Genomic DNA, 12,505 nt, shown 5'->3' on the forward strand with positions numbered 1-12,505 from the left:
GAAATAGCCAGTTTAGACACAGCGACTCCGGGTTGGCTGGCAAGTGAAGCAGCTAGCGATATAAGCCTTTGAGTACGTCTGGGGTCATTGAGCTCTGCCTGACTAAACTGCGCTTGTGCCCACTCCATTGGGTTTGAACTGTCCATCGTAACCATCTCATTGAGAAATCTAAATGATCTGATCACAAGGTGAGGATTGAGTTCAAAAAAAATCCCCGAACGATGTTCGGGGATTTGTGTATAAGAGACAGCCCTAGGGAGCCTTTTCTGATACTGACGCTAACGCTTAGCCCAAGAATACACTTGGGATTTCGTTAGGGTAGCGCTCAGAAGCTGGTTGGTTGTAGTCGATTTCTTCTACACCCAGCAGATCCAGTACTTGGTACATGGTCTTAGCAACGTGGCCGAAGGCAATACCCGCGTGGTGTGGGTAACGCTTCTGAACCAGCACGTGGCGGTAGAAACGCTTCATCTCTGGGATACCGAAGGCCGCAATCGCACCGAACGATTGTGGGTCGATGTCCAGGATGTCACCTTGAGCAACGTAAGCACGCAGCTTGGTGTCAGCAGTAGACTGCAGACGGAACAGCGTGGTTGCGCCTGGCTTGATCTGACCTTCCAGAGTACCGCGGGTGATGTTTGGCTCTTCACCTGGCTCCATCAGGCTGTGCATGATTTTCTGGAAACGTAGTGCAGAGTTCTTCATGCAGCTAGGTGCGGTGTTACCACAGTGGAAGCCCATGAATACGTCTTTATCGGTGTAGTTGCCCATTGCTTCTGGGTTGGCTTCAACCATATCTGCAGGTACAGAGTTGTTGATGTCCAGAAGGGTTGCTGGATGGTTGGTTGCACAGGTGATCATGTACTCAGACAGGGCACCGTAGATGTCAACCTCACACGCAACTGGAATGCCGCGCTCAGCCAGACGAGCGTTTACGTAGCAAGGCACGAAACCGAAGAACTTCTCAAATGAAGGCCAGCACTTGTTCGCAAAGATACCGAAGGTTGATGCACCCAGGTTGTCTTTGTGGAAATCAAGCAGGGCAGCTTCGTATTGAGCCAGCTTAGGCAGTAGATCTGGGTAAGGATTGTTGTCACCCAGCTCTGCTTCCATCTCTGCAACAATGCGCGGGATATCAGCGTGGCCTTCAGCTTGCTGGTAGATATCAAACAGATCCAGTTCGCTGTTTTCCATGATTTCAACGCCCAAATCGAACAGGGCTTTGATAGGCGCGTTACACGCAACGAAGTCTTGTGGGCGAGGACCGAACGAGAAGATCTTCAGGCCTTTCATACCCAGGATAGTGCGAGCTACTGGTACGAAATCGCCGATCATGTCAGCCACTTCAGTAGGCGTGCCCACTGGGTACTCAGGGATATGTACTTTAACTTTACGTAGGCCAGCGCTGTGAGAAGCGTTCAACATACCGCAGTATGCGTCACCACGCGCATCTTGCAGGCAAGCAGTGGCTTCTTCTGCCGCTGATACGAACATGGTTGGGCCGTCAAAGCGTTGAGCCATCAAGCTCAGTGGGCCTTCAGGACCAAAGTTACCCAAGTAGATAACCAGTGAGTTGATGCCAGTTTGCTTGGCTTCTTCCAGCGCTTTAACCACATCGTTTTCGTTTTCGATGATGGTTTGCAGTTCAACAACTTCGATGTCTTTCTCGGTGCAAGCTGCAACTACAGCCTTACGACGAGACTCTGACAGCGACAGAGGAAAGCAGTCACGGCTAACCGCAACAACACCCATTTTAACTTGTGGGATATTAATCATAACTCGCTCCAACACGATGGTCTGATGACCTTGTTTTAATTGCTGGCAAGTGTGCGGTATTTAGGTAAAAGCTGTGAATTGACCTAGATCAATAACCCTTTGGGTTGAGGGATCTGGCAAACCAGAAGGTGACATTCGTAACACTGCAAAGCAGATTCGGAAAAACTGAAGTGAAATATCAAAAAAAACCGACGCACTGGGCGTCGGTTTGCAAAGGGAATAATCGACAGGGTCAAATCGCGATTTACGCGTAGGCATCCTCGATAATCTGGCGGCTGATGCTCAGGTCCAGATCGCCGGTTTCAGACAGGGCGACCATGCCGTGATCTTCCAGTGCCTGTACGATGCTGTCGATCTGCGATTTTTCAACGCCGTACTCCGACAAGCGGGTTTTTACATCGAGTGACTCGAAGAACTCACGGGTTTTGGCAATCGCCGCATCGATGCGCTGGTCATCGTCACCTTCGGTAATGTCCCATACGCGCTCAGCATATTGCAGCAGCTTGGCGTGTTTCTTCTGTTTACGTAGCTTCCACACCGATGGCTGGATGATCGCCAGGCTCTGGCCGTGATCGATACCAAACAGCGCAGTTAGCTCATGGCCAATCATATGGGTGGTCCAATCTTGTGGTACCCCTGCGCCAATAAAGCCATTCAGTGCTGACGTTGCCGCCCACACCAAGGTGGCGCGTGCTTCGTAGTCCTCTGGGTTGGCCAGAGTGACCGGGCCTATCTCGATCAGAGTTTTTAGGATGCCCTCAGCGGTACGGTCCTGAATATGGCCGTTGGCAGGCAGGGTAACGTACTGTTCCAGAGTATGCACAAAGGCATCTACCACGCCATTCGCCACCTGTACCGGTGGCAAGCTAAAGGTCAGGCTGGGGTCCAATACCGAGAACTGTGGGAACAGTAACGGGTGCATCACCGGGAACTTACCGCCCTGATAAGACACTACCGCGCCCATGTTCATCTCTGAGCCAGTTGCTGGCAGAGTGGCTACAGTAGCTAGTGGCAGCGCGCTCTCAATTGGTGGTGGCGCAAAGCCATGTTTTAGAATGTCGGCTTCATCACCATCGTAGTTAGCGGCCGCGGCAACAAACTTGGTGCCATCCATCACCGAACCCCCGCCCACGGCCAGCAGGAAATCCACCTTCTCTGCGCGTACGATCTCAATGGCTTTCATCAGGGTGTCGAACTGTGGGTTAGGCTCAATGCCAGCAAACTCCACCACTTGGCGCTCACCTAGGCCGGCCAGTACTTTATCCAAGGTACCGAAGCGTTTTACGCTCCCGCCACCATATAACACCATGACTTTGGCATCTTGGGGCACCAGCTTGTCCAGTTCGCCCAAGCGGTCTTTGCCGAATACGATATGAGTAGGGTTGCGATAATCGAAGTTGTTCATGCTCTCTCCTTCCAGTGAGGTTGTTCGGGTATATCCTAGTCGCTTACGGGGAATTCGAAAGGGGGATATCGCTCAAATTCGTGCCTAAAACTATCACCGCTGGCAAAAAGGTGTTTTTAGGCTGTGGCTTGTTTTATGCTTACCTTAAAGCGCAACCACTCACGGTTTTACAGGATTTCCCTATGCAACGACTCGCCAAGCTGCTTGAACCGCTGGCCCATAGCGACGGTTACAATGCGACACGCATTCCCGGGGTTGGCATTTTTAAAGCTAGCCAATCTCGCTCGCGTGAACCCTTGTGTTATAGCCAGGGGATTATCTTCGTGGCACAGGGCTCCAAGCAGGTGTTTTTGGAGCAGCAAGTCTATGATTACAATCCAGATAACTACTTGGTATTAACCTTGCCTATTCCTGCGGAGTGTGCGACTCATGTTAAAGCGGGAGAGCCTCTGCTCGGTTTGGTAGTCGACATCGATATGGGGATGTTGCATCAGTTGGTGCGAGAGTTTGATGAGCACCAGCAAACGCCGGTCGAGGTAGAGCGGTTGAGTGAGAACAAAAGCCTGTTCGTCAGCCATGCCCCAGAGGCGCTGCGTTGCGCCTTGCTGCGTTTGGTACAGAGTCTAAGCTCGCCCTTGCAAGCCGATGTGCTGGGCAAAGCCTTACTGCGCGAAGTGTTGTTTTGGGTGCTCAGCGGCCCTAACGCAGTGCCTTTGTTTGCGTTGGCGCTGCACAATACCCATTTGTCGCGGCTGGAGAAGGCACTTAAACATATCCATGAGAACTACTATCAGGCCCTGGATGTCAATCAGTTGGCGGGTATGGCTAATATGAGCCCCTCATCCTTCCACCGAAACTTCCGTCAGGTGACCTCCAGCTCGCCGATCCAATACCTCAAGAAGCTGCGCTTATCCAAGGCGCGGGAGCTGTTACTCGATCAAGGCTTGAAGGTTAAACAGGCGGCCGCGCAAGTCGGCTATGAGAGCCCTAACCAGTTTAGCCGCGAGTTTAAACGCTACTTTGGCGAGAGCCCGCAGGATTGCTCCCTACAGCTAGCCAGTTAGCGACATTTGACTGGCGTGCTGGCTGGCGGTTTTGCGCGACAGATACACGCCTCCGACCTGCAAGCCCATCTGGTAGCCCTGATTGAGCTTGTCGAGGTCCATAGTCAGGCGACTGACATCAAACTCTAAGGGTGGCGCGAGAACATCCACCCGGCAATCGGCAGGTGGCTTGGCAATAAACTCCAGCGCCTGATTATAGCTTTCTGCACGTTGCAGTACTGCCTTGGCCAGCCCCGGGTACTGGCGAAACAGCTGCTTCATTAGCCACGGATAGCGGGTCTGGGCCTTCTCGTAGCCCTCTGGGTGGGACAGTATCACGGTGATGTGCCGTGCCCCCATTTGGTAGGCTTGCCTCACTGGGATTGAATCCCCCACGGCGCCGTCGGTGTAGCGCTTGCCATCAATGCGCGGGGTGGCTTTATAGGCAAAGGGCAGGGCGCAGGTGGCTTCAATCAAGGGGTCGATAGTGGTCGGGCTGATCCGGTGATAATGTGCTTCTGCACTCTCGACATCGGTGATCGATACATAGAAGGGGCTGGCGGCGTAAAGTGCCTGCTCGTTGACCGGAAAGCGTTTCTTCGACTCTTCCCATAGCCACTTTACATCAATCAAATGGCCGCCACGTACAAAGCGGCGAGCACTTAAGAACTCATCACTGGTGGCCAGCTCGGTGATCACGCGATAGCTGCGTCGCGGCTGCCGACTTTGGTAACCCACCAGGTTGGATGCACCGGCTGAAACGCCGATGACAAAATTGAAGGGGTAGTAGGATTCAGCCATAAACGCATCGAGCACCCCGCTGGCAAAAATCCCGCGCATCGCTCCACCTTCAACAACCAGTGCATGTTGCATTAACCGGCTCCTCCCTGTCCATTTGTGTCCGAGCGCTTAGCTTATCTCACAACTGGTCGGATGTGTAGGCGTGGGAGCTAGCTCAAGCTTTGAGCAATGAAATAAAGTAAATGCTTATGTTAATATTTAACCACTCGTTAACAGTTTCCAGGGAGTAGGAGATGAGCAGTTTGGGGCGTGGTAGCGCAGCAGTATGTGGGATCGGCGCGTTAGGGATGGTGGCCTTATCCGCAGCCGCTCAGGCCGATTCATCAAGCTCGCTGGAGCAATGGGACAACACGCAGCAGCATCATTGCGAAGCCAAGCAGCGCCAAGCTATCAGCAACCTCAACGGCAATCTCACTCGCTATCGAGAGGTCCACAAAGATAAGCAAAGCGATCACCAGAAGCAGCTGCGCGTCTATCAGCAGATCCTCAGCGACCTTCAGCAGCCGGACTTGGATATCTGTGAGCGCAAATACGGCATGGACCTCAAGCCTCGTTACTATCAGGAATTTACCAAGTTTCAGACCCATCTGAGCTGCCGGCTGCCTGCGCTCAGTTATCAGTTGGCTGCGAGTGAGCTGGCCGATTCCAGCCTGCAGCTTGAACAGTTAATCCAATCCAAGGAGCCGCTGCCACTCACTCGCCAGCGCGAGCTGATGCAACAGCAAGTCACGCGCTACTTCGCTGCTGCTGAGGCCCTGCGCAGTGACATAGCATGTCAGCCGATCAACCAAAGCGAATGGGACATGGAGCAAAGCAGCCGTCAGTGGGCCAGCAATCTCTCACAGTTATTGGACAGCTACCTGCCCTAGACTGGGCTTAGGGTAAGGCAGTAAGTCGTTGCTTGTTCAGCTGGAAGTTAGTGGGCAGCGAGTCTTGCGCGGCGAGCTGGCGAAACGGGAAACGGCTCCAATCTTTGTCTATCAGGCATTGATAGATAGGACTATTTTCGTTTATCAGCTCAAAGAAGGGGCGATTGATCCGTTTGGGAACACCCGAGCCTTTACTGTGTCGATCGATTAGCAGTAAGGCCCAGCCTGCGAGGGCAAAGTGTCCTGCTCCTAGCGAGCTTATCTCACCTTGCTGGCGACGTTGGATAATCTCTGCCGAGCTGTTTACTGTGGCGATGTATACATCTTTTCCGGGGGTCAGTCCTGTCTTGTTTAGCGCTTTTATCGCCCCCAATGCACTGTGATCATTCACCGTCCAGATATAGCGTGATTGCGGAAAGCGCTTAAGTAAACGCATTGTCTTGCTGTATGCCTGTTGCTCATTCCAATCGGTATACACCACTTGTTTGAGCGTAAGCTGAGTGTTGTGCTTAACATAGTCCAGCGCCCCTTGAGTACGCTGGATAGACGCCGGGGTAAGTTTATCGCCGGATAACACCAGCAAGTCACCCGCTTGCTGGCCGCCAGCTAACACCATCTCTTTGGCGGTCTGCTGACCAATCCAGTAGTTGTCGGGGATCAGTGTAGTCAGTAAGAACTCTTCCCAATGAGCCGACAGCTTTGCCTTAGTGCGCTCACCTTGGCTTAAGTCGTTGAGGATGATGACAATGTATACTGGGTGGCCCTCCAGCAGTGTCATTAGTCTCGGCAGCACCTGCTTTTCGTTAACCAAAATCAAATAGTCCGGCAGCTGCCGACGAGCGATTAGCTTCTGCAGATGATTGACCAGGGTGTACTCCTCGCGCTCGCCGTGGACAATGTCCAGATCGATAAGCAGCTGCTTGGCCGCTTCTTTGGCGAAGTGGTCCACATCGGACCAAAAGCTTTCTTCCGCTTTACCTGGATTGAGAAACAGCACAGAGGAGTATTGGCCGTGACTTGGTAAGCTAAATATATAGAGCGCGCAGAGTAGGATAAGTCGGGACATTCTTATGTGGGTTAGCCAGAGACAAATATAAGCTTAGCTCCTAGGAATGAACCTGGTGATGGCTATTTTGTTGCGGTAGCGTCAAAGCTAAGGCAATGATTTAGATATGAAATAGCCTCTCTGTAGATAAGTACTTACATATACAGGTGAATTATTTTGCTTATTTCTATCTTCTTCTCCCGCCTGTTTCATATTAACCAAACCGTATTTCTCTGCTTCTACACCAAGTTTGACTCTGTTCAAACTGAGTTGACGGCTGTGGCTGCCAGCTTCCGTAAACGCTTCTGGCTCTAGCTGTCGACGCCGCTACCTTAACGTCAGAATGCCTTGCCTCTGGCCCTCCCGAGATAAAAAACGAGGTTTCAGTGTTAAACCAGCGTTTTGGCGAGGCTTGCCTATAATTTGACTGACGGAGGAAAAGATGAAAAAAGCGATAATTTTGTCAATATTGGTGGTGATATCAAGCGCCCAAGGTCAGCCCCTTAAAGCGTCGGGCTCTTCCAACGGGCAAAGTCTCCCTAACCAGCTATTAGATGCCATCGTAGAGCGTTCTGATATCTATGACAGTGTCGAGTATCCCTATGGAGAAGCAGGAGACAGTTCGTTTGCTCGTACTCAGGCTGATCTGGACGATGGCAAACTTGACCTTCTCTGGACGGCGACCTCTAAGGACTATGAAGAGCAGATGCAAGCAGTTTACTTCCCACTATACCGCGGAACTCTTGGAATGCGTTTGGGGATCGTTCGCAGCAACGATCAACAAGCCCTTGCATCGGTGACGACCCTGCAGCAGTTGCGCCAACATCGAGCATGCCAAGGTAAGTTATGGGCTGACACTGCGATCCTCGAAGCAAATGGGATTCCGGTAGCTAAGAGCCTGGGTTACTTCAACATATTTGCGATGCTCGATGCCGAGCGTTGTCGCTATTTTCCGCGCGCGATCTTCGAGCCTTGGGCTGAGCTGGAAAGGGAATCGAAGTATCCGCTAAGTGTCGATAGCCACATTATGTTGCGCTACAAAATGCCATTTTTCTTTTTTACCAAGAAAGGGAACCAGCAAGTGGCTCAACATATTGAAGAGATCCTCTACCAAATGTTTGCAGATGGCAGCTTCCAAGCGATGTTTTTCAACCATCCCGATGTCAAAAATGCCCTAGAGTTGGGCCAGCTTAAACAGCGCAAGATCTTTGATTTAACCAACCCAAACCTTACCGAACGGGTACAGCAGATCCCCTCTGAAGTGTGGTTTGATCCCCTGGCTGGAGAATAACAGTGAATACAATTACAGCAAGAATTATGGCCTGGCTGGTAGTCGTGGTGTTACTCGTAAGTGTGTTAGTGAGCGCGGTAGGCTATGCCCTTAACCGCAGTGAGTTGATGCAAGAGTACAGCAATGATCAGCAGCGTTTCCAAGAGCAGTTGCAGGTGATCCTCAAAGAACCGGTGTTTGTCTACGACGTTGCCGTTATCCAAAACATCATCGATGCGCTTACCCAAGAAGTGTACATCAACAGCATTCGCATTGAAGATCAGCGGGGGCGCTTGATGGCTGAGACGAGCGCAGGCTCGGCCAACAGCAGTAGTGTTAGCATCGATATTACTTGGGAGGGGGAGCAAACAGGACGAGCCGAGATCGGTTTTGTTGATGGCCATGTTGCGCACGCTTTGTCAAACCAGCTCATGCAAAGTGTCGTGAGTGTGGTGATATTGCTAGTGTTGCTTGGATTACTACTTAGCCAAGTGATTCGCCGCAATGTGATCTTGCCGTTGAACAACGTCAACAAGGTATTGGCCGATATCGCTGGCGGCGGTGGTGATTTAACCGCCCGTGTGCCAGTTGAGCGCAACGATGAAGTTGGCCAACTCGGCATGAGCTTCAATAGTTTTATCGAGACTGTGCAAGTGATTGTTGGTGATACTGCCAAGGCGGCTGAGCAGCTGGAAAGCCTGTCTGAACAAGTTCGTATGGTCAGTGATAAAGCTAGCAATGGCACCTTACAGCAGTCCGAGTTGACTCAGACCTCCTTGAGTAATCTCAATCAGTTGAGTGTTGCGACCAAGGAGATTGCCGGTAACTCGGAAACCACTGCCGGCCAAACCCAACAGGCTTATCAGCTGTCGGAGAAGGGCTATCAGCTTATCAACACTAACATCGAGCAGGTACAGGCCTTGGTCTCAAACTTGGAGCAAACTGCCGATGAAGTAAGTAGCCTCAAGCAGGCTAGTGATAACATTGGCCAAGTGCTCGATGTGATTAAGGGGATCGCAGAGCAAACCAATTTGCTGGCGCTGAACGCCGCGATTGAAGCGGCCCGAGCCGGAGAGTCTGGACGTGGCTTTGCGGTGGTGGCCGATGAGGTGCGCGCGCTAGCCAGCAAGACCCATGACTCGACGACTGAGATTGAAAACATCATTGAACACCTGCAAAAACAGGCTGATGTCTCTTATCAAGCCACTCAAACCAGTAAATCCATGGTGTCGGAAACCATTAACACTGCCCAGTCTACCGGCGACTCATTGGTGCAAATCACCAACGAAATGAACAGCGTGAACGATATGATCACCATGATTGCTAGTGCTTGCGAAGAGCAGGCGAACGTAACGGATGCGGTGACTCAAGACATGGAGAGCCTCAGCCAAGGCGCTATGTCGATGAACGATGATAGCCGTCTACTGCAGTCAACCACCCAGCGCTTACTGGAAGTTGGCGGGCAGATGGTGGCGCAAATTAAGCGCTTTAAGTATCAGTGAGCAACACCGGGCTGATACTAAAAAAGTGGGCCTTGGCCTAATGCCGATCAGTTAAGACAGATCCATTGACGATCTTTCTGAGAGGTTCAAAATCCGATGTCATTACTGGCATCGGATTTTTTTCGTCATGGACGTTGCTCAAGCTCTCGATATCATCAACCAAATCGCCCCCATTAAGCCCGAAACCCTCGCGGACATACCGCCGCTTGAGCTGATACATGAGGCTTATTCTCTCAGTGACACTGTCACCCTGAGAAAACGTAAACTCCCACTCGAATCTTTAGTCTGGCTGCTTGTTGGCATGAGCCTATATCACGATTTGTCGATTACCGATGTGGTAAATCATTTGGACATCATTGACCGAGAAGGTAAGCCCTTTGTTGCCCCAAGCGCCTTAACGCAGCGGCGTAAGCAGCTTGGAGAGCAAGCGATTGCCGATGTGTTTCGGTTGATGTCTCAGCGCTGGTGTCAGCAGGCGCAATTGCCACACTGGAATGGCTTAACCCTACTGGGGGTTGATGGTGTGGTTTGGCGCACGCCTGAGTCAGATGAGAACAACCAAGCCTTTTCGCGACAAAAGGGGACGCAATATCCACAGGTACGCATGGTTTGCCAAATGGAACTCAGCAGCCACCTGATAACGGCTTCGGCCTTCGATGATTATGCGGTCAACGAAATGGTACTGGCCGAACAGCTGATTGCCGACACCCCCGACCATAGCTTGACCCTATTTGACCGCGGTTTTTACTCATTGGGCTTACTCCATGCGTGGCAACGCGCAGGGACTGAGCGTCACTGGCTCATTCCTCTCAAGAAGAACACCCAATATCGCATCGAGAGAAGCTTGGGGCGCAATGACAAACTGGTGGAACTAACCTCCAGCCCCCAGGCGCGTAAGCGCTGGCCTGAGCTCCCAGAGCAGGTACATGCTCGCTTAGTGACCCGCAAAATCAACGGCAAAGACTTCGCTGTTCTTACCTCGATGACCGACCCGATGCGCTTTCCTGCGGCTGATATTGGTTCACTGTATGGCCATCGCTGGGAGATTGAGCTGGGTTATCGTGAGCAGAAGCAGTTCATGCTGGGTAATCGGCTAACCCTACGCAGTCGCAGGCCGGAGCTGATAAGGCAAGAGTTATGGGGGGGGCTGCTGAGCTATAACTTGGTGCGTTACCAGATGGTCGAGATGTGTTTCACCCTAAAAGGAGACTACCTGCCTTATCAATTGAGTTTTACCGGCGCACTGGCTTGCGTGACGCGCTTACTGGTGACCTTACCGTATGCGACCCCCGGAAACATTCCCCGCCAGCTCAAGCACATGATGGGGATGGCGAGAAGTTTGATACTAGAACCAAGACGAAGTAGGACATTCCCAAGAGCGGTCAAACCAAGACCGCAACGCTATGCCAAAAATAAGAATGCCGCTCACCTTAAGTGAACGGCATTAGGGCCTTGGCCCACTTTTTTGCACAAAAACAGCTGCAAGGTTTAGTGCAGGATACGGGCGCGAATGGTGCCCTCAATTTCCTTCAGCTTCTCCAGTGCCTTTTCACTTTGCGCGGTTTCCACGTCAATCACTACGTAACCGATGTTCTCATTGGTTTGTAGGTACTGCGCCGCAATGTTGATCTGCTCTTCGGCAAAGGCCAAGTTGATCTTGGTGAGCACGCCCGGTTGGTTGTGGTGGATGTGCAGCAGGCGGCTAGTGTCGGTGTGCTCAGGCAGTGATACCTCTGGGAAGTTCACGGCGCTCAAGGTTGAGCCGTTGTCCGAGTACTTAGCCAGTTTCGAGGCGACTTCAATACCGATGTTCTCTTGCGCTTCCTGGGTAGAGCCACCCACATGCGGGGTGAGGATCACGTTGTCGAACTGCTGCAGTGGTGATTCGAACTTCTCTTTGTTGGACTTTGGCTCGGTCGGGAATACGTCGATGGCCGCACCACGTAGGTGGCCGCTATCCAGCGCTTCAACCAAAGCAGGAATATCAATCACGGTGCCGCGCGCTGCGTTCATCAAGATTGCGCCAGCCTTCATTTGGCTCAGCTCCACCTTGCCAATCATGTTCTTGGTCAGCGGGGTTTCTGGTACGTGCAGGCTAACCACGTCCGAGGTAGCCAGCAGCTCTTGCATGCTACTTACCTGTACAGCATTACCCAACGACAACTTGGTTTCAATGTCGTAGTACTGCACCTGCATACCCAGTGTTTCGGCCAAGATACCTAACTGGGTGCCAATGTGACCATAACCGATGATCCCTAACTTCTTGCCACGCGCTTCGAAGGAGTTATCTGCCGATTTTAGCCATTCACCGCGGTGGGCCATGGCGTTCTTACGTGGAATGCCACGTAGCAGCAGAATGATTTGCCCCAAGCTGAGCTCGGCGACGCTGCGGGTGTTAGAGAATGGCGCGTTGAATACTGGAACGCCCAGTTTTTGTGCGGCAGCCAGGTCGACCTGGTTGGTACCGATACAGAAACAGCCAATCGCTACCAGTTTGTTGGCAGCTTCAAGTACACGTGCATTCAGGTTGGTTCGGGAGCGAATACCGATAAAGTGAACGTCTTTGATCTTCTCAATCAGCTCTTCTTCCGACAGAGAGGTCTTGATCATTTCAACGTTATCGTAGCCGGCGGCTTGAAAGGTATGAAGGGAGCTGGGGTGAAGACCTTCCAGCAGAAGAACTTTAATTTTTTCCTTTCCGAGAGAGAATTTTGCCATGTGTCGCTTCCTGATCCTTGAATACAGCAGAAGCAGTAAACTATCAAAAATCGTTTACTAAAGAAACGTAATTTTC

At 51.7% G+C, this 12,505-nt stretch carries 11 protein-coding genes; 5 read left to right on the forward strand and 6 right to left on the reverse strand.

Going from position 1 to position 12,505, the window contains the following annotated elements:
• The 3 genes from G462_RS22345 to G462_RS0109595 all read right to left on the reverse strand — a co-directional run.
• On the reverse strand, positions 1-146 hold a 146-nt coding region (locus G462_RS22345; RefSeq protein WP_035477413.1), incomplete at its 3' end, for an IS4/Tn5 family transposase DNA-binding protein.
• Positions 147-285: 139 nt separating this feature from the next.
• Positions 286-1,776, reverse strand: a complete 1,491-nt coding sequence (locus G462_RS0109590; RefSeq protein ID WP_026958803.1) for an L-fucose/L-arabinose isomerase family protein — start codon at positions 1,774-1,776, stop codon at positions 286-288.
• Between the two features lie 244 nt (positions 1,777-2,020).
• Positions 2,021-3,181, reverse strand: coding sequence for an iron-containing alcohol dehydrogenase (locus tag G462_RS0109595; RefSeq protein WP_026958804.1), 1,161 nt, complete (start codon positions 3,179-3,181; stop codon positions 2,021-2,023).
• A gap of 182 nt (positions 3,182-3,363) precedes the next feature.
• Here G462_RS0109595 and G462_RS0109600 point away from each other — a divergent pair, with 182 nt between their 5' ends.
• Positions 3,364-4,245, forward strand: a complete 882-nt coding sequence (locus G462_RS0109600) for an AraC family transcriptional regulator (RefSeq protein WP_026958805.1) — start codon at positions 3,364-3,366, stop codon at positions 4,243-4,245.
• Here the strand turns inward: G462_RS0109600 and G462_RS22350 are convergent.
• A complete protein-coding gene (locus tag G462_RS22350; protein ID WP_035477415.1) occupies positions 4,234-5,097 on the reverse strand; it encodes a patatin-like phospholipase family protein in 864 nt (287 codons plus the stop codon). The genes G462_RS0109600 and G462_RS22350 overlap by 12 nt on opposite strands.
• 161 nt (positions 5,098-5,258) lie before the next feature.
• Between G462_RS22350 and G462_RS0109610 the strand changes: the two genes are divergently transcribed.
• Entirely contained in the window at positions 5,259-5,894 is a 636-nt protein-coding gene (locus tag G462_RS0109610; protein WP_026958806.1) for a hypothetical protein, read from the forward strand.
• A gap of 7 nt (positions 5,895-5,901) precedes the next feature.
• Here G462_RS0109610 and G462_RS22355 read toward each other — a convergent pair whose 3' ends face one another.
• Positions 5,902-6,960 (reverse strand): ABC transporter substrate-binding protein, encoded by a 1,059-nt coding sequence (locus G462_RS22355; protein ID WP_084405008.1) that lies wholly within the window; start codon positions 6,958-6,960, stop codon positions 5,902-5,904.
• Positions 6,961-7,381: 421 nt separating this feature from the next.
• Here G462_RS22355 and G462_RS0109625 point away from each other — a divergent pair, with 421 nt between their 5' ends.
• The 3 genes from G462_RS0109625 (at position 7,382) to G462_RS0109635 (ending at position 11,149) form a co-directional block, all read left to right on the forward strand.
• A complete protein-coding gene (locus G462_RS0109625; RefSeq protein ID WP_026958807.1) occupies positions 7,382-8,230 on the forward strand; it encodes a hypothetical protein in 849 nt (282 codons plus the stop codon).
• Between the two features lie 2 nt (positions 8,231-8,232).
• Positions 8,233-9,711 carry a methyl-accepting chemotaxis protein gene (locus G462_RS0109630; RefSeq protein ID WP_026958808.1) on the forward strand — a complete coding sequence of 493 codons (1,479 nt, stop codon included), beginning with the start codon at positions 8,233-8,235 and terminating at the stop codon, positions 9,709-9,711.
• A gap of 127 nt (positions 9,712-9,838) precedes the next feature.
• Positions 9,839-11,149: an IS4 family transposase gene (locus G462_RS0109635; RefSeq protein WP_026958809.1), complete on the forward strand. Its 1,311-nt coding sequence runs from the start codon at positions 9,839-9,841 to the stop codon at positions 11,147-11,149.
• Between the two features lie 50 nt (positions 11,150-11,199).
• Here the strand turns inward: G462_RS0109635 and serA are convergent, their stop codons facing one another.
• Positions 11,200-12,429 carry a phosphoglycerate dehydrogenase gene (gene serA, locus G462_RS0109640; protein ID WP_026958810.1) on the reverse strand — a complete coding sequence of 410 codons (1,230 nt, stop codon included), beginning with the start codon at positions 12,427-12,429 and terminating at the stop codon, positions 11,200-11,202.
• Positions 12,430-12,505: the final 76 nt, after the last annotated feature.

The sequence above is a fragment of the Aliagarivorans taiwanensis DSM 22990 genome (assembly GCF_000429505.1).
In the GTDB taxonomy this organism is placed as follows: domain Bacteria; phylum Pseudomonadota; class Gammaproteobacteria; order Enterobacterales; family Celerinatantimonadaceae; genus Aliagarivorans; species Aliagarivorans taiwanensis.

Bases quoted from the DNA above. Each gene is read 5' to 3' on its own strand.
- G462_RS22355 (WP_084405008.1), bottom strand. From the start codon at position 6,960: ATGTCCCGACTTATCCTACTCTGCGCGCTCTATATATTTAGCTTACCA.
- G462_RS0109600 (WP_026958805.1), top strand. From the start codon at position 3,364: ATGCAACGACTCGCCAAGCTGCTTGAACCGCTGGCCCATAGCGACGGT.
- G462_RS22350 (WP_035477415.1), bottom strand. From the start codon at position 5,097: ATGCAACATGCACTGGTTGTTGAAGGTGGAGCGATGCGCGGGATTTTT.
- G462_RS0109595 (WP_026958804.1), bottom strand. From the start codon at position 3,181: ATGAACAACTTCGATTATCGCAACCCTACTCATATCGTATTCGGCAAA.
- serA (WP_026958810.1), bottom strand. From the start codon at position 12,429: ATGGCAAAATTCTCTCTCGGAAAGGAAAAAATTAAAGTTCTTCTGCTG.
- G462_RS0109590 (WP_026958803.1), bottom strand. From the start codon at position 1,776: ATGATTAATATCCCACAAGTTAAAATGGGTGTTGTTGCGGTTAGCCGT.
- G462_RS0109625 (WP_026958807.1), top strand. From the start codon at position 7,382: ATGAAAAAAGCGATAATTTTGTCAATATTGGTGGTGATATCAAGCGCC.
- G462_RS0109610 (WP_026958806.1), top strand. From the start codon at position 5,259: ATGAGCAGTTTGGGGCGTGGTAGCGCAGCAGTATGTGGGATCGGCGCG.
- G462_RS0109635 (WP_026958809.1), top strand. From the start codon at position 9,839: ATGGACGTTGCTCAAGCTCTCGATATCATCAACCAAATCGCCCCCATT.